24 protein-coding genes are annotated in these 23,757 nt (G+C 49.2%); 6 read left to right on the forward strand and 18 right to left on the reverse strand.

The annotated features are described in order from the left end of the window. From murG to mraZ, 9 genes are all read right to left on the reverse strand, one after another. Entirely contained in the window at positions 1–1,128 is a 1,128-nt protein-coding gene (gene murG / locus ACM9J1_RS11465) for an undecaprenyldiphospho-muramoylpentapeptide beta-N-acetylglucosaminyltransferase (protein WP_415582189.1), read from the reverse strand. 11 nt (positions 1,129–1,139) lie between these two features. After that, positions 1,140–2,504: an FtsW/RodA/SpoVE family cell cycle protein gene (locus ACM9J1_RS11470; RefSeq protein ID WP_415582190.1), complete on the reverse strand. Its 1,365-nt coding sequence runs from the start codon at positions 2,502–2,504 to the stop codon at positions 1,140–1,142. 185 nt (positions 2,505–2,689) lie between these two features. Next, positions 2,690–4,024, reverse strand: a complete 1,335-nt coding sequence (gene murD / locus ACM9J1_RS11475) for a UDP-N-acetylmuramoyl-L-alanine--D-glutamate ligase (RefSeq protein WP_415582192.1) — start codon at positions 4,022–4,024, stop codon at positions 2,690–2,692. Next, positions 4,025–5,254, reverse strand: coding sequence for a phospho-N-acetylmuramoyl-pentapeptide-transferase (mraY, locus tag ACM9J1_RS11480; RefSeq protein ID WP_415582193.1), 1,230 nt, complete (start codon positions 5,252–5,254; stop codon positions 4,025–4,027). A 3-nt stretch (positions 5,255–5,257) separates the two neighbouring features. Continuing rightward, positions 5,258–6,718: a UDP-N-acetylmuramoyl-L-alanyl-D-glutamate--2,6-diaminopimelate ligase gene (locus tag ACM9J1_RS11485; protein ID WP_415582279.1), complete on the reverse strand. Its 1,461-nt coding sequence runs from the start codon at positions 6,716–6,718 to the stop codon at positions 5,258–5,260. Then, the gene (locus tag ACM9J1_RS11490; RefSeq protein ID WP_415582194.1) at positions 6,718–8,727 is read right to left on the reverse strand and encodes a penicillin-binding protein; all 2,010 of its coding nucleotides are present in this window, start codon (positions 8,725–8,727) and stop codon (positions 6,718–6,720) included. Before ACM9J1_RS11490 ends, ACM9J1_RS11485 begins: the two co-directional genes overlap by 1 nt. Then, complete coding sequence (locus ACM9J1_RS11495; protein WP_415582195.1) at positions 8,721–9,071, reverse strand: FtsL-like putative cell division protein; 351 nt, start codon at positions 9,069–9,071, stop codon at positions 8,721–8,723. The genes ACM9J1_RS11490 and ACM9J1_RS11495 overlap by 7 nt, the downstream gene beginning before the upstream one ends. A gap of 2 nt (positions 9,072–9,073) precedes the next feature. Beyond that, positions 9,074–9,982 (reverse strand): 16S rRNA (cytosine(1402)-N(4))-methyltransferase RsmH, encoded by a 909-nt coding sequence (gene rsmH, locus ACM9J1_RS11500; protein ID WP_415582196.1) that lies wholly within the window; start codon positions 9,980–9,982, stop codon positions 9,074–9,076. Continuing rightward, on the reverse strand, positions 9,957–10,430 hold the full coding sequence (gene mraZ, locus ACM9J1_RS11505) for a division/cell wall cluster transcriptional repressor MraZ (protein ID WP_415582197.1): 474 nt from the start codon (positions 10,428–10,430) through the stop codon (positions 9,957–9,959). Before mraZ ends, rsmH begins: the two co-directional genes overlap by 26 nt. A 356-nt stretch (positions 10,431–10,786) precedes the next feature. Between mraZ and ACM9J1_RS11510 the strand changes: the two genes are divergently transcribed. After that, positions 10,787–11,563, forward strand: coding sequence for an alpha/beta fold hydrolase (locus ACM9J1_RS11510; RefSeq protein ID WP_415582198.1), 777 nt, complete (start codon positions 10,787–10,789; stop codon positions 11,561–11,563). After that, the gene (gene yihA / locus ACM9J1_RS11515; RefSeq protein ID WP_415582199.1) at positions 11,560–12,180 is read left to right on the forward strand and encodes a ribosome biogenesis GTP-binding protein YihA/YsxC; all 621 of its coding nucleotides are present in this window, start codon (positions 11,560–11,562) and stop codon (positions 12,178–12,180) included. The genes ACM9J1_RS11510 and yihA overlap by 4 nt, the downstream gene beginning before the upstream one ends. Before the next feature lie 64 nt (positions 12,181–12,244). Here yihA and ACM9J1_RS11520 read toward each other — a convergent pair whose 3' ends face one another. The 3 genes from ACM9J1_RS11520 to gldB all read right to left on the reverse strand — a co-directional run bounded on the left by ACM9J1_RS11520 (position 12,245) and on the right by gldB (position 14,185). Next, on the reverse strand, positions 12,245–12,829 hold the full coding sequence (locus tag ACM9J1_RS11520) for a hypothetical protein (protein ID WP_415582200.1): 585 nt from the start codon (positions 12,827–12,829) through the stop codon (positions 12,245–12,247). A gap of 65 nt (positions 12,830–12,894) precedes the next feature. Continuing rightward, positions 12,895–13,230: a gliding motility protein GldC gene (gene gldC, locus ACM9J1_RS11525; RefSeq protein ID WP_415582201.1), complete on the reverse strand. Its 336-nt coding sequence runs from the start codon at positions 13,228–13,230 to the stop codon at positions 12,895–12,897. Continuing rightward, positions 13,217–14,185: a gliding motility lipoprotein GldB gene (gene gldB, locus ACM9J1_RS11530; protein ID WP_415582202.1), complete on the reverse strand. Its 969-nt coding sequence runs from the start codon at positions 14,183–14,185 to the stop codon at positions 13,217–13,219. The genes gldC and gldB overlap by 14 nt, the downstream gene beginning before the upstream one ends. 89 nt (positions 14,186–14,274) lie before the next feature. On the opposite strand from gldB, the gene nadE reads away from it, so the two are divergent. Together nadE and ACM9J1_RS11540 are read left to right on the forward strand one after the other, a co-directional pair. Continuing rightward, positions 14,275–15,087 (forward strand): NAD(+) synthase, encoded by an 813-nt coding sequence (nadE, locus tag ACM9J1_RS11535; RefSeq protein WP_415582280.1) that lies wholly within the window; start codon positions 14,275–14,277, stop codon positions 15,085–15,087. Positions 15,088–15,168: 81 nt separating this feature from the next. Then, positions 15,169–15,798, forward strand: coding sequence for a LuxR C-terminal-related transcriptional regulator (locus ACM9J1_RS11540; RefSeq protein WP_415582203.1), 630 nt, complete (start codon positions 15,169–15,171; stop codon positions 15,796–15,798). Here ACM9J1_RS11540 and dnaG read toward each other — a convergent pair. The 5 genes from dnaG to ACM9J1_RS11565 form a co-directional block, all read right to left on the reverse strand. Further along, positions 15,795–17,780: a DNA primase gene (gene dnaG, locus ACM9J1_RS11545; protein WP_415582204.1), complete on the reverse strand. Its 1,986-nt coding sequence runs from the start codon at positions 17,778–17,780 to the stop codon at positions 15,795–15,797. The genes ACM9J1_RS11540 and dnaG overlap by 4 nt on opposite strands. A gap of 137 nt (positions 17,781–17,917) precedes the next feature. Then, positions 17,918–18,979, reverse strand: coding sequence for a hypothetical protein (locus ACM9J1_RS11550; protein ID WP_415582205.1), 1,062 nt, complete (start codon positions 18,977–18,979; stop codon positions 17,918–17,920). A 28-nt stretch (positions 18,980–19,007) separates the two neighbouring features. After that, positions 19,008–19,730 carry a hypothetical protein gene (locus ACM9J1_RS11555; RefSeq protein ID WP_415582206.1) on the reverse strand — a complete coding sequence of 241 codons (723 nt, stop codon included), beginning with the start codon at positions 19,728–19,730 and terminating at the stop codon, positions 19,008–19,010. Further along, on the reverse strand, positions 19,717–20,277 hold the full coding sequence (locus tag ACM9J1_RS11560) for an RNA polymerase sigma factor (protein WP_415582207.1): 561 nt from the start codon (positions 20,275–20,277) through the stop codon (positions 19,717–19,719). Before ACM9J1_RS11560 ends, ACM9J1_RS11555 begins: the two co-directional genes overlap by 14 nt. A gap of 128 nt (positions 20,278–20,405) precedes the next feature. Further along, a complete protein-coding gene (locus ACM9J1_RS11565) occupies positions 20,406–21,281 on the reverse strand; it encodes a hypothetical protein (RefSeq protein ID WP_415582208.1) in 876 nt (291 codons plus the stop codon). Between the two features lie 47 nt (positions 21,282–21,328). On the opposite strand from ACM9J1_RS11565, the gene ACM9J1_RS11570 reads away from it, so the two are divergent. Together ACM9J1_RS11570 and ACM9J1_RS11575 are read left to right on the forward strand one after the other, a co-directional pair. Continuing rightward, positions 21,329–21,706 carry a TM2 domain-containing protein gene (locus tag ACM9J1_RS11570; protein WP_415582209.1) on the forward strand — a complete coding sequence of 126 codons (378 nt, stop codon included), beginning with the start codon at positions 21,329–21,331 and terminating at the stop codon, positions 21,704–21,706. Continuing rightward, positions 21,706–22,656, forward strand: coding sequence for a hypothetical protein (locus ACM9J1_RS11575; protein ID WP_415582210.1), 951 nt, complete (start codon positions 21,706–21,708; stop codon positions 22,654–22,656). Before ACM9J1_RS11570 ends, ACM9J1_RS11575 begins: the two co-directional genes overlap by 1 nt. Positions 22,657–22,686: 30 nt before the next feature. Here the strand turns inward: ACM9J1_RS11575 and ACM9J1_RS11580 are convergent, their stop codons facing one another. Beyond that, positions 22,687–23,661, reverse strand: a complete 975-nt coding sequence (locus tag ACM9J1_RS11580; RefSeq protein ID WP_415582211.1) for a polyprenyl synthetase family protein — start codon at positions 23,659–23,661, stop codon at positions 22,687–22,689. Positions 23,662–23,757: the final 96 nt, after the last annotated feature.

Genomic DNA, 23,757 nt, shown 5'->3' on the forward strand with positions numbered 1-23,757 from the left:
TCAGTTGCTAGTTCTGAGTGGCCGGTTGTTAGATGTTCGGTTTAATAACTTAACAATTTCGTCCACGATTTCTTTTGTAGCATTGGGCTTGCCCAACTTTAATATGTTCTCGGCCAGTTCGCGTTGCCAATTTTCGTCCGCCAGCAATTTGCTGAAGGTTTCGCCGAACTGTGTATCGAGTTCGGATTCCCTCAACAATATCGCGCCGCCTTTATCGACGATGGCTTTGGCGTTCTTGGTTTGATGATCTTCGGCCACATTGGGCGACGGGATGAAAATCACCGGTTTGCCCACCAGGCACAATTCGGAAACCGACGAAGCGCCGGCCCGTGAAATCACGATGTCGGCCGCGGCATAGACCAGATCCATCCTATCGATGAACGCCATGACCTGGATATTTTCCTTTTCGGCGAAATGACGATATTCTTCGTAATAGAACTTGCCGCACTGCCAGATGACTTGTACGCCTTGCGCCGCGATGTTTACCACTTCCTTGGCGATCAATTGGTTGATGCGGCGTGAACCAAGGCTTCCGCCCAAAACGAGTAACGTTCGTTTGTTCGGATCAAGTTTGAAATAGTCAACGGCTTGTGCTTTATGGTCGTGCATCGCAATCAAATCCTGACGCACCGGATTGCCGGTGAACACGATTTTATCTTTGGGGAAAAACCGCTCCAAGCCTTCATACGCCACGCAAATCTTCGCGGCTTTCTTGGCCAGCATCTTATTGGTGATGCCCGGATAGGAATTCTGCTCCTGTACAACCGTCGGGATGTTCATCGCACCTGCTGCCTGCAACGTTGGGCCGCTGGCGAAACCACCGGTACCAATCACGACGTCGGGCTTGAATCCACGGACAATGCCGCGCGCTTTCCACAAGCTCGACATCAGCTTTAACGGAAACATCAAATTCTGCAAAGTCAGTTTGCGTTGCAGGCCGGCAATCCACAAGCCTTTGATGGCATAACCGGCTTGCGGCACTTTCTGCATTTCCATTTTGTCCTGCGCGCCGACGAACAGGAACTCTGCATCGGGAAACCGCAGCTTCAACTCATTGGCAATCGCCACGGCCGGATAAATGTGTCCGCCCGTACCGCCGCCGCTCAATATGAATCTTTTGTTTGCCACGAATCCTGTATTTATTTCTTTTTTAAGACTGCATTCATCGGATTGCTCGATAAGCTTTCCTCTATGGAATAATCTTCGCCTTCTTTTTTCTCCGTTTCAGTTGGTTCGCCGTTCGCCGCTGCAATCAATGCGGCTTCGGCGGCTTCTTCGCGCTCGATTTGTTTGTCGATCATGCGCTGCAACGCTTCTTCGCGTTTCTGTTTCTCGTCGAGTTCAGCCGCGATTTCTTCCTCTTTCTTGGTCACGCCGATGATGATCCCGATGGCGATGCACGTCATCCAGATGGAACTACCGCCCGAGGAAATGAGCGGCAACGTCTGTCCGGTTACCGGGAGCAACTCGGTCGCGACCGCCATGTTGATGAGTGCCTGGAAAATAATCGGGAAGCCGAGCCCGACGACCACCAGTTTTCCGAACATGGAATTGGCTTTGTGCGCCGCCACGATGAACCGGAAAAAGAGCAGCAGGTATAAGGCCATGACGCCCAAACCGCCGATCAAACCCCATTCTTCAACGATGATGGCGTAAATAAAGTCGGACGACGACTGCGGCAGGAAATTCTTCTGGACGCTTTTGCCCGGTCCGAGGCCGTAAATACCGCCGGACGCAATGGCTGTCTTCGCTTTTTCGATCTGGTAGTGTTCGTCGTCGGCATCTTTGTCTTTTGAATCGGACGAGAAATTGTGCAGACGTGCTTCCCAGGTGTTGACTCGGTTGAAGAACTTCGCTTCCGGAAATGCCTTGCCCAAAATCACGAAGAACGCCAAGGCCGCCACGCCTGTAGCCAGGATGAATCCGATATATTTCAGCGGATATTGCCCGATGAACACCAACATGATGACCATCGCAAACATCAAGGCGGCGGTGGAAAAGTTGGCCGGCAAGATCAGGCCGATGGTCACGAATACCGGTGTCCACAATTCCCAAAGTGAATTTTTGAACGTAACCGGTGTTTCACGCTTTTTCGAAAGGTAACGCGCCACGAACACCATCAGGATAATGGAAGCAAGGGTTGAGGTCTGGAACGTGATTCCGATGAACGGCACCTGGATCCAACGTGCGGCATTGGCTCCCGCGATCACGTTGCCCTTTATCAGTGTGTAACCCAATAACAACCACACAATCGGAAGGGCAATCATGGAAATTCCGCGGAAATAATGGTACGGCACTTTGTGGACCCAATAAATCATGCAGAAGCCAATGAGCACGTGGGCAAAATGTTTAACCAGATACGCAATGGTATTGCCCGTGCCATTGCCCATATAGGCCAGGTTGCTGCTCGCCGAAAAAACCGGCATAAAAGAAAACAACGCCAACAGCGCTACGAACGCCCAGATGACTTTGTCTCCTCTTAATTTGCTGAGTAGTTCAACCATTTTAGTTGCTGGTTTTTAGTTGCTAGTGGCTAGATAATTTGTCTTGCCGGGTGATTTTACTTAACCTCATCATTTTGAATGCGACGGCATTACTATCATTTTTTGCTTTTATTCTTTGGCTTCTCTTTTAGTTCGCACTTTCGGCTACAAGCAATATCTAGCCATTAGGAACTAAAAACTAGCCACTACAGATTCTGCACCGCCTGCTTAAACTGCCTGCCGCGGTCTTCATAATTCTCAAACAAGTCGAAACTCGCGCACGCCGGCGAGAGCAATACCGCGTCGCCTTTTTCGGCCATGTGCGAAGCCGTTTTCACCGCTTCCTGCATGTTGTTGACTTCCACCATGATATCGACCACGCCGCCAAACGCATCGATGATTTTCTTGTTGTCGACACCCAGACACACGATGCCTTTCACTTTCTCGCGGACCAGCGGCATGAGTTCGGCGTAATCGTTTCCTTTGTCAACGCCTCCCGCAATCCAAATGGTAGGCACGGTCATGCTGTCGAGGGCGAAAAAGGTCGCGTTCACGTTGGTCGCTTTTGAGTCGTTGATGTACTGCACGTTCTGGATTTTGAGCACTTTCTCCAGACGGTGTTCAACGCCTTGGAAATTCGACAGACTTTCCCGGATGACAGCCTTGCGGATGTTCATGAGTTTGGCCACCGACGTGGCGGCCATCGCGTTCTTGAGGTTGTGTTTGCCTTCAAGTGCGATGTTGGCGGTTTCCATCGTGAACTCTTCTTCGTTGATGTTGATTTCCATAGTGTCGTTTTTTATAAATGCTCCTTTCTCAAAGATTTTCTCGAGCGAAAAAGGAATCAGTTGGGCGTTTGTTTTATTGTTGTGCAACCAGTTTGTGATGGCTTCGTCGTCGCCGTCATAAATCAGGTAATCGTTTTCTGTTTGGTTCATCGTGATCCTGAATTTGGCCGCGATGTATTTGTTGTAATCGTATTCGTATCGGTCTAAATGGTCCGGGCTGATGTTGGTGATGATGGCAATGTCCGGCCGATAGTTGACGATGCCATCCAATTGGAAACTGCTCAACTCCAACACGTAACAATCGAACTTGTCTTCGGCGATCTGCCACGCAAAACTCTTCCCGATGTTGCCGCCCAGCCCAACGTTCAATCCACCGCGTTTGAGCAGATGATACGTGAGCGAGGTCGTCGTCGTCTTGCCGTTGCTGCCCGTTATCCCGATGGTTTTCGCCTTGGTGAACGGCGCCGCGAATTCAATCTCGGAAATCACAGGAATGCCTTTCTCAGACAGCTTCTTGACGATGGGCGATTTGTCCGGAATGCCCGGGCTTTTCATCACGACATCGGCGTTGAGCACCAGTTCCTCGGTATGGGTTTCTTCTTCCCATTCGATTTTGTTGATGATCAACACTTCCTTGTAATGCGCCTTGATCTTGCCGAAGTCGGACACGAATACATCGTAGCCTTGTTTCTTGCCCAAGATCGCCGTGCCTACACCGCTTTCGCCGCCGCCCAATACAACCAATCTTTGCATTTACCTGAGTTTAAGCGTTACGATGGATAAAATAGCCAGCAAAATCCCGACGATCCAGAAGCGCGTCACGATCTTGCTCTCGTGGTAGCCTTTCTTCTGGTAATGGTGGTGCAACGGCGACATCAGGAAAATCCTGCGCCCTTCGCCGAAGCGTTTCTTCGTGTATTTGAAATAGCTGACTTGCAGCACGACCGAGAAATTCTCGACCAGGAAAATTCCGCACAACAGTGGAATGAGTAGTTCTTTCCTCACCGCAATGGCAAGTACCGCAATGATGCCCCCGATGGTCAAGCTTCCGGTGTCGCCCATGAACACGGCAGCCGGATACGAATTGTACCACAGGAAACCGATGAGCGCACCTACGAACGCCGCGATGAACACGGTCATTTCGCCTGAATTCGGGATGTACATGATGTTCAGGTAACTCGAAAAGATGATGTTACCCGACACGAAGGTGAAAATGCCCAGCGCGAGCACCGATATGGCCGAGGTTCCGGCGGCCAAGCCGTCGATGCCGTCGGTTAAGTTGGCGCCGTTGGACACTGCGGTGATGATGAAAATGACAATCGGAATGAAGATGAGCCAGGCCCAATTTTCGTAACCGTCGCCCATGAACGACAACACTTGTGCGTAATCCAACTCGTTGTTCTTGACAAACGGAATGGTCGTCGTGGTCGATTTTTCCTCGATACCGGCCTGACGGATCACGTTGGTAGTCTGGCTGTAGCTGTACACGTTCGGAACGGCGTCTTTGCGCACGGTGACGTTCGGATGGAAATACAATACCGCGCCCACAATCAATCCCAAACCTACCTGGCCAATCACCTTAAAAATCCCTTTCAGGCCTTGTTTGTCCTTCTTGAATATCTTGATGTAGTCGTCGATGAAACCAATGGTGCCCATCCAAAGCGTGGTCACAATCAACAGTACGATGTAAATATTATTGAGTTTCGCCAGCAGCAACACCGGAATAAGTGTCGAGAAAATGATGATAAGCCCACCCATGGTTGGTGTTCCGGCTTTCTGCGTCTGGCCTTCCAGCCCGAGTTCGCGCACGGTTTCGCCCACTTGCTGGCGGCGCAGGAAGTTGATGACGCGCTTGCCGTAAATCGTTGAAATGGTCAGCGACAGCAGTACTGCAAGTCCTGAACGGAACGTGATGTACTGGAACACGCCCGTTCCCGGAATGTTCAGCATCTTGTCGAGGTATTCAAAAAGATAGTACAGCATGGCTTATTTTTTTAGTTGTTCCAATAATTCCTTTACGACGGCCATGTCGTCAAAATCGTGGCGCACACCGTTGATTTCCTGATACGTTTCGTGGCCTTTCCCGGCAATCAGGATGATGTCGCCCGATGCCGCCAACTGGCACGCCACTTTTATGGCTTGTTTGCGGTCTGTGATGGCGATGGTTTTGCGCTGGTTTTGGGCCTCGACGCCTTTCTCCATTTCTGCGATGATGTCATCCGGATCTTCCGTGCGCGGATTGTCCGAGGTCAAAATGGCTTTGTCGCTCATGCTCGAGGCAATGTGTGCCATCACCGGGCGTTTGGTGCGGTCACGGTCGCCGCCGCAGCCCACAATCGTAATGAGTTGCTCGTTTTTGGTCCTGATGTCGTTAATGGTGTTGAGCACATTCTCCAACGCGTCTGGCGTGTGCGCATAGTCCACAATGGCCGTCACCTTATTGTCCGAGATGATGAACTGAAATCTTCCTGAAACGCTTTCCAATTCAGACAGCAGCCGCAACACTTCCAATTTTTCCAATCCAAGTTCTACGGCCGTACCGAAAATCGCCAGCAGGTTGTAGGCGTTAAACGTCCCTATGAGCCTTGTCCAGACTTCGTTGTCGTTGATCTTCAACAACAATCCGCTAAGCTGACTCTCTAAAATCTGCGCTTTGTAGTCCGCGTATGTCTTTAAGGCGTAAGTGAGCTTTCGCGCCTTGGTGTTTTGCAACATGACCACGCCATTTTTGTCATCGACGTTGGACAACGCAAAAGCCGACACCGGCAAATGGTCGAAAAACGACTTCTTCACATCGCGGTATTCTGCAAACGTATCGTGATAATCCAAATGGTCGTGCGACAAATTCGTAAACACGCCGCCGGCAAATTGTAACGCATCGGTCCTTTTCTGATGGATGCCGTGCGACGACACTTCCATGAAACAATAGTCCACGCCGGCTTCGACCATTTCGGCCATATAGCGGTTGATCGTCAGCGGATCGGGCGTCGTGTGCGTGGCCTTGTGCTCCAAATCGTCCACCATGATTTTCACGGTCGAGATTAGCCCAGACTTGAAACCGGCTTTGCGGAATAACTGGTACAGCAACGACGCTACGGTTGTTTTCCCGTTGGTGCCGGTAATCCCGACGAGCTTCAAGTGCTGCGACGGATTGCCGTAGTAATTCGCACCGATAAAAGCCAGCGCCGAATTGGTGTCTTTCACCTGAATATAGGTTACGCCCGGAGCGATCTCGTCCGGAAATGTTTCGCAAACCACCGCAATCGCGCCTTGGCCAACAGCTTTCGCAATGAACTCGTGCCCGTCGGAAACGGTTCCGCGGATGGCCACGAACACATCGCTTTCGCCCACTTTGCGCGAGTCGAAATGGATGCCGCCAATCACGACGTCGGTAGATCCTTTTACGGCTTCGATGCCTACCTTATATAATATGTCTTTGAGGTTAATCACGACAGTTCGAGTGTAATGGTTAGGTTTTTACCCAAAGCTTCGCCCGGCCTGAGCGACTGCTTCCTGACTTTTCCGGTGCCCACGGCCTTGACTTTTATCCCGAGATTTTCAAGGAGCGACACCGCGTCCATGCCCGGCATGCCTTGTACGTTCGGGACGACTTTGTGGGTTTCGTTCGCGCGCTCATCATAGGCCGCGTAATTTTTTTCCTGAAGGTTTATTTTACGGTTCAGGTTCTTGACAGCGTTGGTGGATGGCACATCGGTAAAAATTTTCTGTGCGATGCGCTTGAACACTGGTCCGGCCACGTCGGCGCCATAGTAATTGTTGCGTGAAGCATCCGGATCGTGGACAACGACGATGCAGGAATACTTCGGTTTATCGGCAGGAAAATAGCCCACGAAAGATGAGATGTAATGCTTTTCAGAGCCACCGTTCTTGGCATAATTGGCTTGCGCCGTTCCGGTTTTTCCGGCCATCGAAAAATCCTTTGAATAGAATTTCGCGCCCGTGCCTTTCTTCACGACGTTCTCCAATACCGCGTGCAGTTTCTTGAGCGTTTCGTCTGAACAAACTTTCGGGTTGATGATTTCCGGGTTGAACTTCTTGATCGTGCGGTTCCATTCCTTGATTTCCGAAACAAACTGTGGCTTCACCATGACGCCATTATTGGCAACGGCATTGTAGAACGTCAGGGTTTGCAACGGCGTAATGGAAACGCCATAGCCGAACGCCATCCATGGCAGTGAAATCGCGCTCCAGTGTTTGTCACCCGGTTGCGGCACGTACGGTTTTCCTTCGCCCTTGATCGGCAAGCCCAAACGCTGGTTCAAACCCCATTCGTTCAAATGGTTGACGAACTGTTTCGGGTCGTTTTTATACGCGTTGTAAACCGCCTGCACCATAACGGTGTTGGACGACACTTCAAAGCCGCGGCCTAAGGAAATCTTACCGTAACCGCCTTCGTGTGAATCGCGGACCTTCTTTCCAGAATACGTGATGATGCCTCCGAAACTGTCATAGACCGCGCTGGTATCGACTTTCTTGTCGTCAAGCAAGGCCATCAAATCGGCGAGTTTGTACGTGGAGCCCGGTTCGTGCGATTCGGCTACCGCGTAATTCTGCGTTTCATAATACGTGCTGTCCGACGGATTGAGTTTTCCGAGATTCGAAATCGCACGGATGCGGCCGGTCTTGGTTTCCATCACGACGACGCAACCGTGATCGGCTTTGTATTCCTTGAGCGCTTTCATTAGCGCATGGTGTGCAATGTCTTGAATGTAGACGTCAATCGTCGAAATGATATCGTAGCCGTCTTGCGGATCGACTTCGTTCACGTCGCGAATGGGTTTCCACTGGCCTTTCGCGATTTTCTGCTTGACGATTTTGCCGTCCTTTCCATTGAGGTATTTCCCGAAGGCGAGTTCGATGCCTTTGCCTTCTTTCTCGCCGGTGGCCGGATTGAGCCTTTCATACCCGATGGTGCGTTCGGCAATTTCACCGATCGGGTGCTTGCGGACGGTTTTCTGCTCGACGATGATGCCGCCTTTGTAGGCGCCAAGGCTGAACAGCGGAAACTTCTTGAGCCGCATGTACTGTGTATAGCTCAACCCGCGTGCAATGGCGCAGTAACGGTTGTTTGACGAGCGCGCCCGACGCAATTGCTTGAGATGTTCACTGGCCGGTTTGCCCGACATCAGTGACAGTGAATCGGCCAAGGCCACCACGTTCTTTTCGAAATCGTCTTTCTTTGGCGACACGGCATCGAAACGGATGTCGTAATTCGGGATCGATGTGGCCAGCAGGCTGCCGTCGGCGGAGTAAATGTTGCCTTTGTTGGCCGGAATCACGAAGTTCTTTACCGTGCGTTCCTTGGCGAGCTTGCGGTAGTAGTCGCCCTCGACCCACTGGATATTGGTGAGTTTCACGACAATACCGACGGCCATCAGGAACATCCCGAAGGCTACCAAATAAATGCGGTACGATGTGTTCTTTTCCTCTACCATAACTTGAGCTTGCTCCAGAAGCTGTCGTTTTCTTCTTGCTTTACTTCTATTTTTTGCGGCGGCACCGACGATGGCACGATCCCTTTAAGCGCCATTTGTTCGGAAACCGTCGATTCCATTTTGAGTTTCATCAACTCTGAGCGGCGGTCCACGAATTCGGAGCGCAACTCTTTCACTTCATCGTTCAGTTTGGCCATGTACATGACCTTCTGCTCGTAGCGGTTCGTATTGCCGATCATGATGATGGCCAGTACGATCAAAAACACGATGAAACGCCAGTTCTTGAGCGCATCTTCCTTGATCAGGAACCGGGCTTTCAGGATGTCATAGACGTTTTGCTTCATCGTTACAGTTTTTCTGCTACCCGGAGTTTGGCGCTGCGGGCGCGGTTGTTCCGGGCGATTTCGGCTTCGTCGGGCACGATGAGTTTTTCAATCGTTTTGAACGGCACCGAGAAATTTCCGAAGAAATCGCGTTCGGGTTCGCCTTCGAACATGCCGTTGCGGATGAACCTCTTCACCAGCCGGTCTTCGAGCGAATGGTAGGAAATCACGCTTAACCGACCGCCGGGCTTGAGCACTTCGAGCGATTGTTCCAAAAATTCCTTGAGCGCTTCCATTTCCTGGTTCACCTCGATGCGGATCGCCTGATAGATTTGCGCCAATATTTTGTTGGCTTTGTGCGGCGGCAGGAGTTTGGCCAGCACAGCCTTGAGTTGTTCTGTATTCTTGACAGGTTTTTGCGTCCTTGCCTCCATGATGGTCCGGGCAATCACGGGCGCATTCTTTAGCTCGCCGTATTCCAGGAACACGCGGCGCAGGTTCGCCTCGTCGTATTCGTTGACCACTTTGTAGGCATTGAGCGCATTTTTCTGGCTCATGCGCATGTCCAGATCGCCTTCGAAACGGGTAGAAAACCCGCGCTCGGCCACGTCGAATTGGTGCGACGACACACCCAAATCGGCCAGGATTCCATCTACTTGGCGCACGCCATGAAACCGCAAAAAGCGCTTCAGGTAACGGAAGTTTTCGTTGATTAGGGTAAATCGATCGTCGGCAATGACATTGGCCAGCGCATCTTCGTCCTGATCAAACGCATAGAGTTTGCCGTCAGCGTCGAGCCTTGACATGATTTCCCGTGAATGCCCGCCGCCACCGAACGTGACATCGACGTAGATGCCGCCCGGCTGGATATTCAAGCCGTCAACGGTTTCCTTCAGGAGTACCGGATTATGATATTCCATTGTCGTCGTCATTAACATTGCCCATTACGTCTTCGGCCAGTTCGGCAAAATCAACCAGTGAATCGTCAATCGCTTTTTCGTAGAGCTGCTTGTCCCAGATTTCGACAATGTTGACTTTCGTGTTCAACACGATGTCTTTGGTGATTTGCGAGAAAGCCATCAAATCCTTTGGGATCAGCAAACGCCCAAGGTTGTCAATCTCGACCACTTTCACGCCCGCGGTAAAACGCCGGATGAAATCGTCATTCTTCTTGACGAAACGGTTGAGCTTGTTGACTTTCTCCATGACGGCATTCCACTCTTTCATCGGATACAATTCGAGACACGGCTGGAACACGGCGCGTTTCAGGACAAAACCATCCTGAAGCGCTGCGGCCAGTTGCTTTTTGAGCGGTGCCGGAACCAACAAACGCGCTTTGTTGTCCACTTTACACTCGTATGTCCCGATGAATGATTCCACGTAGCGATAATCGTTTGGAGCAAAAATATACAATTAATTCCCACCGATTACCATTTTCTACCACTTTGTTGATAAGTTTTACCACTTTGACACCATTCGATTCGCGAGCCTTGAAAAACGCTAGTTGTTTGTTTTTTAACGGATTGTTAAGAATTCCCGATGAAAAGAAATTACAGTTGAAAATTTGAACGGTGATTTTAGAAATCCGCTTCGAAATCAGCAATGAATTGACGTAACCGCGCGCCAGTGCTTTGATTGCGCGCTTGTTAACAAACAGTGGAATGAATTCAGGAAGGCTTGTCTGGGTTTGGTGTTAAAATCATATATTTGTGCGACGCTCAAAACAACATTTTAATATGGACGGAAATCTCGTCAAAGACGGCAAATACAGGTATTTCGAAGCAGGTGAAGGCATCCCGATTGTGGTGTTGCACGGCCTGATGGGCGGACTGAGCAATTTTGACGGCGTATCGGAATTTTTCCCGCAACACGGCTACAAAGTGGTCATCCCGGAATTGCCGATCTACACGATGAACATCTTGAAAACAAACGTCAAGGCGTTCGCCAAGTATGTGAAGGATTTTATCACGTACAAAGGTTTTGAGCGCGTGATTTTACTTGGGAATTCCCTTGGCGGACACATCGCGCTGTACCATGCGAAAATGTATCCGGAAAAAATGGCGGGATTAATCATCACCGGAAGTTCTGGTTTGTACGAAAGCGCCATGGGCGACAGTTATCCACGGCGCGGCGACTACGATTATATCGAACAAAAAGCGCGGGATGTTTTTTACGACCCGAAAGTCGCGACCAAGGAAATCGTCGATGAAGTCTATGCCGTGGCGAACGACCGGCTGAAGTTAATTAAAACACTCACCATCGCCAAAAGCGCGATTCGGCATAACATGGCGAAGGATTTGCCTAAAATGCACGTCCCGACCTGTATCATCTGGGGCAAGAACGACAAGGTAACGCCGCCGCACGTGGCCGAAGAATTCCATGCGAAGTTGCCCAATTCAGCACTATACTGGATCGACAAATGCGGGCACGCGGCCATGATGGAACATCCGGACGAATTTAATCGGATCATGTTTGAATGGCTGGAGAAAAATCCGGAAATCCACAAACCATGAAAATCAATTCCGCCGAATTCGTCATCAGCAATTCCGACGTGGCGAAATGCCCAAAGGAATTCCTTCCGGAGTACGCGTTCATCGGGCGGTCCAACGTGGGAAAGTCGTCGCTGATCAACATGATCACCGGCCACAAATCACTGGCTAAAACGTCCGGAAAGCCCGGAAAAACGCAGCTCATCAACCATTTTAAAATTAACGGCAATTGGTTCCTTGTGGATTTGCCGGGATACGGTTACGCACGCGTGTCCAAGAAAACCAAAAGCGTCTTCCAGCAATTCATCACCGATTATTTCGAAAAACGCCAACAATTGGTCTGTGGATTTGTCCTGATTGACATCCGGCACGAGCCGCAGAAAATCGACCTGGAATTCATGGAATGGCTGGGCGAAAGCGAAATCCCGTTCTGCATCATCTTCACCAAGGCCGACAAAATCGGGAAGACGAAAATTGCCTCGCACGTCGCGGAATACCGCAAACAGATGCTCCTAAACCATTGGGAAGAAATGCCGCAACACTTTATAACATCGTCGGAAAACGGTTTCGGAAAAGACGAACTGTTGGCGTATATCGATGGCTTGAACCAAGACATTTTCAAAAACGAAAGCCAATTCTAAAAAACAACCGCGAATCCTCGGGTAAATTCGAGAATTCGCGGCTTATGTTCAGCGTAAATTGCCGTTAGTTGTATTCCATCAACTCCAGTTTCATGAATTCGGCATCTTCCATGACCTGACCGATCTCGTCATTCCAAAAAATATGCGACACGTTGGCGATGTCTGACTTCTCACGCAGATAGACTTTGCAGTGAAATGTCCCGGCCGGAACGGTAATCAGGGAATCGGTGTCGACTACGGTATGGGTAATGATGGCACCGTCTTCGTCGGTCTCGGTCCAGGTGTCGTTCAAGGCCGCATTCTTTTTGTAAATCTTATGGAAATCAATGCCGTCGACGTTCGCATCGTTGACCAGAAAAGCGCCGTCTTGCCAGAAAAGATTGTCAACCGTTCCGGTTACTGCGCCAGCCGTATTCCTGAATTCCATGGTGGAAAGCAAGCCGTCGCCATTGCACTCGCCGAAGCTGAGCTTCATGGTACCCGCATCAAAACCGAATTGTGTAATCTTGAATTTTTCGTACTTGCCGGTCTGGAACCACGCGATGTCTGACTCACAAGTTCCGGAAGACGAACCGCCGTCGCTGTCGCTACTGCATCCGACAAAAAAAGTTGCCAAGGCCAAAAAGGCCAATTTGTAAGGATTTTTCATTAAGGTTGGTTTTATTTGGAGCCGAATATAGGAAACTTCCGACGGCAACCTTGTTAAAAACCAAATTATTTCATCAACTCGAGCTTCTCGGCGAAATACGCGCAGAAATCGCGCATGGTGTCCGCCATTTTCTCGTCGCCGGTAGCGCGCTGGAACGTATCGCTCATGGCCACGAGCGTCTGGTGGAAAAACACCTTCATTTCATCGACGGGCATGTCTTTGGTCCAGAGGTCGATGCGCAAAGATTCCTTGGCGTTGCTGTCCCAGATGGAAAGCAGGAATGCTTTGGCCGCTTCATTCTCGACGCCGCCGTCTTTGGCCGTCCAACTCAGTTGCTCAGGGACGCGGTTTTCGTCGAGTTCGATGTGGATGTTGATGTCTGACGTGTTATTCTGTTTCATCTATTTTCTTGGGTTTGTAACGGGAACGCTCGAATATTTCGCGGCCGTCGAGTTTGAGCATATCCTGCAAAGATACGTCGTTGTTTTTCATGAACGAGCGAACGATTTGCCAGCCGATCCACTGCCCGACACGGCCCGGTGAATCGTTGTCGATCTCGAGGTAAAATTTCGAGAAAGGCGCCGGATTCAAAAAGCGCGGCGGCAGTTTGGCATCGGTATCATACAACAATTTGTTCTCTATGAAATACCGCCAGATGTAGCTTTCGAATTCTTCGCACCACGCCTGTTGTTCAGGTTTGTAACCGATTTTTTCCGCATCGTTGTAATCGGGCAACAGCAAATCCTTCAGATACAATTGTTTGCCGTAGTAAATCATGCCCGAAATCAGCATGGCGTCTTTCCCCGGCGGCACTTGGGTTTCCACGAAAGCCGCGGCCAAATCAGGCATCATCTGGCGCTCGGTCAGGCCTTGCCTTTGGTATTGGTAAATGTCCTGATAAAACGGATGGTCTGCACCCAGATACAAATCGAGCGAAATGATCACCAGGCCGTTGTCGTAAAAAACTTTGTTGCTTGGGTTGACTTCGCCGATGACCGTCACGAGTTTTGGCGCGGTCGTCTTCGGGAAATAGTATTTGATGTGTTTGAAAAGTTCCTCGATTTCAGTTTGTTGCTTGCCGAAATTGCCGTATTTCTTCTGGACTTCATTGTACAACTCGCGCCACATCGGATTTTTAAGCCGTTCAACCCAAATGTCATCGGTTCCCGAAAAAAACTTCGGATATTGGGCACGAAGCGCCGGGAAATCTTCTGGCTTGGTTTCGTAGAAGATTTTGTCGAACCGCTGGATTTTGATGTCCATCGGAATTTGCTCGACGGCCTTTTCGGTTTTGCTTTGTTTATCGCAGGCGACTGTTGCAATAAATAAGAAAAATAATATAAAATGTTTCTTCATTTCTTTGTTACTTTAGCCTCGATTTCGCCCAAACGGCGGTAAAAATCGGTGCAAATATACGCGCCATGAGCCTAATTTCTCAACGCATCATGATTAAAAAAAGTACAATCAACACCTCGGCCGTTAACCAACACATCGTAGGCTGGCTGAAGCGGTATGCCGACAACGCGAAAGTAAGCGGTTTTGTTGTAGGGATTTCCGGCGGAATTGATTCGGCGGTTACCTCAACGCTATGCGCACAGACCGGATTGCGGACATTGTGTGTGGAAATGCCGATCCATCAAGCGGAAAGTCACGTGTCACGCGGTCGGGAACACATTTCGCAACTCAAAGCCCGGTTTGAAAATGTGGAACACATCGAAGTGAACCTGACGCCGGTATTCGAAGCGTTCAAAGCCGAAGCACCTACGTTCGCGGAAACCCACAAATTGCATCTCTCGCTGGCCAATACACGCGCCCGGTTGCGGATGACGACGCTGTATTACCTGGCCGGCATTCACGGATTATTGGTGGCCGGAACCGGAAATAAAGTGGAAGATTTCGGTGTCGGATTTTTTACGAAATACGGCGACGGCGGTGTGGATTTAAGTCCGATTGCAGATTTAATGAAGTCTGATGTTGTTGCGTTAGGACATTACTTGAATGTTCCGGAAAGCATCCTGAAAGCCGCACCAAGCGACGGATTGTTTGCTGACAGCCGCAGCGACGAAGAACAATTGGGCGCAAGTTATGACGAATTGGAATGGGCGATGCTGGAAAACGAGAATGGGAAATCGGCGGGTGACTTTTCTGGTCGAGAGCGCGAAGTTTTCGAGATTTACCAACGGTTGAACCGCGCTAACCAACACAAAATGAACCCGATACCAGTCTGTATCATTCCGGATGAATGGAAAAAAATTTAACATTTTAAAAGGTCGATTTGCATTTTTTAACTACTTTTACTTTTACGTTCCGAATCGATAAACATTCTAAATTTTTAAGTTATGATTAATGTATGTTTAGCGGATAACTTTCCGGTGGTTCATTACGGCGTTAAATCTTACTTTCGGGATCACGCCGAAATTAACGTCATTTCCAACGTCGGAAACTTTTTCATGATTCCGGAGGCGTTGAAAAACCGTGAAATCGACGTGCTGGTCATGGATCTCGAACTCGAAGGATTGACCAGTATTTATGAGGTTAAAGCCATCATCAAAAACCACCCGAAAACCAAAATCATCATATTTACCGCACTCTCCGAACAGATTTATGCCCCGAATGCCATCAAGTCCGGCGTGGCCGGGTTTGTGCACAAGACCTCGAAACTCGAGCATTTGGGCAATACCATCGTCAAAGTCCATAATGGTACGATTGTGCTCAGTGACGCCATCAAGCGAAACCTTGCCTTGATCGCGAAACAAAACAAGAGTGAGCGTTTATACCGGAAATTATCCAACCGTGAAATTGAGGTGCTGCGTTACTTAAGCGACGGCAAAAAGAACAACGAGATTTCCAAAATCCTGAACCTCAACGAGAAAACGGTCAGTACGTATAAGCTGAGGTTGCTCACCAAACTCAATGTGACCAATCTGGTCGATTTGGTGAACAAGGCGAAAACGCTCGAAATCGTTTAAGTATAGCGAGACATTACCCTACCGAGTTTCCTGGAAAATGAATTGATGAGCTTGTGGTAATCCATCGCGAGCGACAGCGGTTCAGAATTGTCTGCATCAGGTTCCGGCGAAATGGAACTTTTCAATTCCTCGATGATGCCGCTTACCAGAAACCACCGCAATGTCAGGATTGTTTCGGAAACATATTGCCCGATGCTTTGGTCTTTCTGCTTGACGTAGATTTGTTTCACTTCCCAATTGTCCAGTTTTTCGCGTTCCTCGGCCATCAAAATGCTCGTGACTTCGTGCTGGAATTCTTCGGGCAGCCGTTGCAGGTATTGGTCCAGCGCAAATGTTTCTTCCTGATTGAAATACCCAATCAAATCATTGTAAATACCGCGGAACATCGGGTTGGCCAATTCCACTTCATCTTCCTGAAGGCTCAGGTAAATGCGCTGATAGACTTTGTATTCTTTCTTTTCGGCAACTTCTACGACTTCGCCTTCCTCATTGGTTTTTAGAAGAACGTCCTCGAACTCCGCATCCTGATTGCCGTACAAGAGCAACATTTCGATGATTTTTCGCTCGAGTTCGTATAAGATATCGACCTTGGCAAGTGTTTCAGGCGTTTCATTCCGAACGACCTCGAAAGCTTTTTCCTTCTCGGCCTGCTTCATTTTCTTGCCGGCTTCCGAAATGTCTTTCTGGAAAATCTGGGCGAGCGTATTCTGCAGGATATCTTCGGAAATGTCCATGATACGCGAAGTTTCCTGAACATAGATTTCGCGTTGGATGCGGTCCGGGATTTTGGAAATACTCGTGACCATATCGCGTATCAGACCAGCCTTTTTCACCGGGTCATTCGCCGCTTCTTCCATCAGCAATGACGCCTTGAACCGGATAAAATCCTTGGCGTTTGACTCCAAATACGCCACCAGACTTTCATGGGTGTTTTTTCGGGCGAAACTATCGGGATCGTCGCCGTCCGGGAATGTGCAGACCTTCACATTCATGCCTTCTTCCAGGATCAGGTCGATGCCCCGCACCGATGCCCGCAAACCCGCCGCGTCGCCGTCGAAAAGCACGGTAATGTTCTTCGTGAGCCGATTAACCAGTCGGATTTGGTCTGGTGTCAAGGCCGTTCCGGACGAAGCAACCACGTTCTCGATGCCGGCCTGGTTGAACTGGATGACATCGGTATAACCTTCCACGAGATAACAATTGTCATGCTTGGCGATGGCTTGTTTGGCCTGGAAAATCCCGTACAGGACTTTGCTTTTATGGTAAATATCGCTTTCGGGCGAATTCAGGTATTTCGCGACTTTCTTGTCGTTGGTCAAGATCCGTCCGCCGAAACCCAGCACACGCCCAGACATGGAATGGATCGGAAACATCACGCGGCCACGGAAACGGTCTGCCATGCGTCCATCTTCACGGACAATCGTCAGGCCAGTACTTTCGAGGAATTCCAACTGATAGCCTTTCCCGAGCGCTTCCTTGCTGAATACTTCATAGCCTTCGGGCGAATAACCCAATCCGAATTTCTTGATCGTGTCCGAAGTAAAACCGCGTTCCTTGAAATAGGAATATCCGATGGCTTTGCCTTCTTCGGTATTGTGCAATACATCCTGAAAATACCGCTGGGCGAATTCAGACACGAGATACATGCTTTCGCGCGCATCGGCAGTCGCTTTCTCCTCGTCGGTCTTCTCGGTTTCCTCGATGGCGATGTTGTATTTCTTGGCGAGGTAACGGATGGCTTCCGGATACGTAAAGTGCTCGTGCTCCATCAAGAATGTGATGGCATTGCCGCCTTTCCCCGACGAGAAATCCTTCCAGATCTGCTTCACCGGCGACACCATAAACGACGGCGAGCGCTCGTCGGTAAACGGGCTCAATCCTTTGAAATTCGTGCCCGCGCGCTTGAGCTGGACAAAGTCGCCGATGACTTCTTCCACACGCGCAGTTTCAAAAACGGTATCAATGGTCGCCTTGGAAATCATGGTTGCAGCATTGGAGCAAATATACTGTTTTCTGGCAAGCGTTTATCCGCAGATTCACTTCCCGGAAACGAAGCGGAAACCAAAAAGAAAGCGCCCTGAAAAAGGCGCTTCCTGCGGTATAACCAAAACAAAATGTACTAGTTGAAATCGAACCTTACCCCAAGCGATACGTTGCGCTGGCTTACGGCATTGTCCTCGAAGATCGGATTGAGGTCGTACTTCACATACATGCTGATTTCTTCGTAACCGACATACGCACTCAGCCCGTAAATCAAATCGTTAACGTTGAAATCGCCTTTGGTTTTCTGGGTGACTTTATTGCCATCTTCGTCCTCGAACTTCAGGATTTGCTTGCTCTTGACATTCACGCCTGCATAACCGCCGATGCCGAAACGGAAGGCATTGTGCGTCAAAAAGGCCGGCTTGTCATTGATCATCTTTTTCTTGGTGAAATCAAATTCCAAATGCACCGGAACCACCAGATTAACGTTTCGGAACCGCGATTCTTTTAGGCTCACGGGCGACGTCACCAAGTTGGTCTGGTCGCCATTTTCCTCGAAGTAACGGTTGTCGGTCGCACGTAAATTGTTGTATTGTAATGACAGGCCATATTTGGCATGCAACAGGTTGTCGTTCTTGAAAATCCTGGAATTCCAGCTTACGCCCCATTCGTAGAAATGTGAACCCCAATAACGAAAGTCGGAATGGGCTACTGCGCCATTGGTCACTACGTTGTTCACGCCTGCCGCAAATACGAATTGCGATGTGGTGCGCGATTCGCCGTGGGCTTCTTCTCGCTTCCTGTTCCTATTGGTAAACCGGATGATGAACGTTCTCGTGGAATCGTTCTCCTTGAGTTTGCCATCGACTTTGTCTTTGACCAATTGGTTCAGTTTCTCCTGCTCCACGGCCACGCGGGTTTCGATGTTGTTGGCACGCGTTTGCGCCAGTTCGAGCTTCTTTTGATCTGCTTGTTCGCGGGTGATTGTTCCGGCTTCAAGTTCTTTGTTGACGGCTTCAACTTCTTCCTTGAGCGCCGCTTTTTCTTCTTTGGTGATGGCATCGATGCGGTTGCCGATGAGCAGCGCCTGATTTTCAAAAACGTCGTTGGCACGCTGGTCTTGTTTGTCTTCCTGCGCGAAGGCATCGGCCGCAAAAAGACATAGGGCAATGGTGAAGTGAATGATAAAATTCTTCATGACTGTTGATTTTTGATGATGATTGAAACTATTCTTTTTTGTTGTTGCGGTTCGCCAAGGCAACTTTTACATCCTGGTACTTCTTGTTGATCGTGGTAAGCGCTTTTTCCCGGAATGACATTTCCAGTTCGCCGTCAACCTGCGAAAGCAATGACTTCGCATCTACTTTAACTGCTTTTGGCTTCTTGAGTTGCGGATCGATGGCCGCAATCTGGCTGTCTGTGCGCAGCGAAACCGGGTTGTTGACCAATGGTTGGATTGTGTTGGCCGTTGCGGGCTGAACCTCGTTTGCTTTGGGTACGATAGCCGCCACCGAGTTGGTTTGAGATGCCGCTTTCCTATCGATATCGTTGCTTTTCTGTGCAGGCTTTCTCGGCGCTTCTACGGGGTTTTCAGCCTGCGGCGTAGCGGTATCAACTTCTGCTACTTGCGTTTGTGCTTCCTGCTGGAGCGTATCGATTGGAGATGTCCCGTTTTGGTTCAACGGGCTTTCCGTTTGCGGATGTTCTTCGGTAGCCACGCCATTTTCCTGTTGCTGTTGCGAACCTTTTGCCACGAGTGCTACGGCGAGCAATACCAGCGCGGCAACGCTCGCGGCGATGTACAACCACGTGCGGTTCCGCTTCGGCTTTTCTGTGTTGCCGGCCGCATTGAGCATGGCATCGAGCCGGTCCCAGGCGTGTGGCGTGGGCGTAATTTCGCGTTGGTTGAGTTTTTCCTTGAACTCCTCTTCCCATTTATTCCGTTCCATAGACATAGTTTTTTCGTTGGTTGATTTGGTCCTGCAAAATCCGGCGCGCGTGCGACAGTTGCGATTTTGAAGTGCCTTCATTGATGCCGAGCATATCGGCGATTTCCCGGTGTTTGTAACCTTCGATGGCGTACAGGTTGAAAATCATTTTGTAGCCTTCGGGCAGTGCATCGATCAAAGATTGGATGTCGTCCACGCTCAACCCGCTCTCGATGTTGTTAAAGGTGTCCTCCACGTAAAATTGGTCTTCGAGGAACGATACCCTTTTCTGGACACGGATGAATGAGATACATTCGTTGACCATGATACGCCTGATCCAACCTTCGAAACTGCCTTTATGCTCAAAACTTTTCAAATGGGTGAACACTTTCATGAAAGCCGTAATCATTAAGTCTTCGGCGTGATGGATATCTTTGACGTATTGCCGGCAAACACCCAACATCTTCGGGGCAAACTGCTGGTAAATCTTCTGCTGTGCCTGCCGGTCATTGCCCGCGGCCTTCGCGATTAAGTCTGCTTGGTGTTGGTGTAAATCGATTACTTTCACAATCGTTTTGTTGGTGTTTGGAAGGAAGACGGACGCGGTCAGGAAATGGTTGCACCCGGCGCGAAAAAAAAAAGGAATTAAATACAGAAATATTGAAAAAACCCAGTAGATACGGGCTTTACGAAAAATTATTTTTTGATAATCTGCACGGTCGTGGTATCGCCTTCTTTAAGATCTGTGGTTAAATCGATGCTTTGGTCGGCGACGGCAAAACTCAGTCGGGACGTATTTGGGGCGGCCGCGCCTTCACCAATAGCCTCAATCTTGACCATCGTGACCGGCCGATCTAATGTGATCGACATTGTCTTTTTTGCGTTGGTCACCGTGTAATTTTCCAGAAAAGGCTTGCCATTGATTACAATGGACACCTTATCGCCATCTTCTTTCCCACCGTCCCAAATCGTCAAATCAACCTTATCGGCACGCAAATACACCGTCGTCTTTTCATTCTTGCGCAAGGTATTTACTTTGAGTTTTTCAACCATCGGCGCCAAATCTACCGGTTGCTTCAATTCCGGCGTTGCTTTTTTGCTGTTCTGGAATTTCTTGATGCGCTTCTCCATCTTGTTGATGCGCTCATACGCCTTTGCCGAACCAATCAATTCCAACGATCCGTTGACGCATTCCTTACCGTCCTGGAAAAGGCCCCGGAATTTCCCTTTGATGCGGCTTTTGTCGGTCAATTCGATTTTCCCCGTAAAGTGCAGGTAGCAGAAATCCTTGGTGTTGATGACCGATTTGGTATATTCGATGTCCATTTCGTCGAACTTGAACACCTTGGACTTCCTGTCATATGTACCGCTGATGCGATTCTTGGTTTCGTTCTCGCCCTGCAAATCCGTCACAGAAAAACCTTCTATTTTTCCGTTGTGTTCCGTGAACACCAAACGGTAAGAAATCATGGTGGTTTGGTTAAATTTAAGTAGGCCCAGAAACTCATACTCCTGCGCCCATAAGCCCTGGGTCAAAAAAAAACAGAAAATAACCGCCAGAATTTTTTCCATGCTAAATAATTATATATTTGCGATTCATCAAAATTAAACTTAAACCAATGAAATTGAAAATTTTTCTCAGTTTGATTATGATTGCGTTCTCAACCAGCTTTGCGTTCGCGTCATTCCCGGTACAACGCACTGTTCCGGCATCCGAAAACACCCAACTTTCCGCGCCGGCGAAAAAGCAGGACCAGAAAGAAGTGTATGCACCGGTAGTGGCTACCGAAAAAAGCCAAGGTATTGCGCTTGTCCTTGCGCTCCTGTTGGGCATCGTTGCCGCGCACCGCTGGTACTTGGGCACCCCATGGCCAATTAACGTGATTTTCATCCTGACGTTAGGTGGTTTGGGCATTTGGTGGTTGATTGACATCATCCGCATTTGTACCGGCGATCTCGGCCCGGTCAACGGACGTTATAAAGACAGTTTCTTCTAATGAGAAATTTTTTCATTTTTACCTTATTCCTGGCCGTTACCTTTGGGGTTTACGGCCAGGTTTCTGTTGGGCGCTCCAGTATTGGGCCTTTTAAGGATTTCCGCAAGGGTGAATACGACCTCATCAAGAGCAAACACACGATTTTCGTGGTGGACGATTTCAGCGTTGCCGATTTCGACAAGATCGCCAAAGGCGTTTGGACCATTACTCCATATACCGTTGTCACGCGCGCCATTTTCGAAAACGACCGCGAGAAATACATCACCGAAAGCAACGCCATTATGTTGGTGGAAGGATACGTAAGGACCGTGACGAGTTCAAGCGGTATGACCACGGAGTATGTTTACGTAAACTATGGTTATTTCTATCCAACCGACATCAAGAAGAACAAGAAAAACGAACTCAAATATGACCGCAATGAGATTGCATCGGTCTTTTTGAGCGGCGATTCGGCTACGATGTGGGAACTCATCAGAACGGCCAATTTTGGCGACCTGAACAAAATGTACAACTACCGTTTGGGTTATTTCAAGAATTACCTCCAGTACATTAATGATTTGCTTCGCGACAAGGACTACGCATTCGCCTATGACAAATCGTACGACAAAAAAGAGATTAAGGCACTCGCTACCGCCACTTTGTATGTTCCCGACTATATGAAGACAAAGTCGGTATGGGGTTACAAAGATGAAGAACGCGCAAACCCTGACGAACTGTTCAAGAAGTACGACTTTAAGTACCAGTTCATTGATGACGCCACACTCAACGAGAAGATTCTAGCCGGTGGCAAAGAAGATTTTTATTATTTGATGTACACCCGCGTGAATGGGCAAAAAATCATCAGTGTTATTAACGGCCGCACCGGAAAAATAATCTACAAGGATTACCAGACCATGAGCTATTCGATCAAACCGAAAGACCTATCGGAACTGTCGAGCGCCATAGACTAGCATAAATCAGCCGTCCAATTGGGCGGCTTTTTATATCTTCCTTTCAATAACGTAGTTTACCATCAGCGTCAATGCGCTTTTGTATTCAGATTCGGGATAGGATGAAATGAGCGCCAAAGCTTCTTGCTGGAATTGCACCATCTTTTGCTCCGCGTACGACAGCCCGCCGTGATTCACGACAAACGCAATCACTTCCTTGACGCGCTTCTTGTCTTTGTTGTGGTTCTTTATTGAATTGATCAACCAGCTTTTCTCCTTTTCGGTACATGTGTTAAGCACGTGAATCAGTGGTAAGGTCATTTTTTGTTCCTTGATGTCAATGCCTGTGGGTTTCCCAATGGCGTCGTCGGTATAGTCAAATAAATCATCCTTAATCTGGAACGCCATCCCGATGAGTTCGCCGAATTTGCGCATGTTCTCTACCTGCGCATCGTCGTCGCACACAGACCGCGCACCCAACGCGCAACATGCCGCAATCAAGGTCGCAGTTTTCTTCCGAATGATGTCATAATACACCTCCTCCACGATGTCCAGACGACGAGCCTTTTCAATCTGCAGTAACTCGCCTTCGCTCATCTCGCGCACCGCTACCGAAATGATCCGGAGCAAGTCGAAATCGCCATGGTCGATAGAGAGCAAAAGCCCTTTCGAGAGCAGGTAATCGCCCACCAAAACCGCAATCTTGTTCTTCCATAAAGCGTTGATGGAAAAGAAACCGCGCCTGCGGTTGGAATCGTCCACCACATCGTCGTGAACCAAAGTGGCCGTGTGGATCAATTCAATCACCGATGCGCCGCGGTAGGTTCGTTCGTTCACTTCGCCCGATATCATTTTGGCGGTCAGGAACACGAACATCGGCCGCATCTGTTTACCCTTTCGGTTAACGATGTAGTACGTGATGCGGTTGAGCAACGCCACTTTTGAAGCCATGGCCTGATGGAATTTCTTTTCGAAAAGATCCATTTCCGCCTTGATGGGCTGCTTGATTTGCTCGGTGGTTTTCACGGCTTCAAAGATAAGCCGATTGTTCGATTATTTTTTATCGGGTGTATTGATTTTTTGGGCGTTGCCTGTGGCCCGCGCTATCCGCAGTGCACGGCA

The organism is Flavobacterium longum (assembly GCF_965137575.1).
GTDB lineage: Bacteria > Bacteroidota > Bacteroidia > Flavobacteriales > Flavobacteriaceae > Flavobacterium > Flavobacterium longum.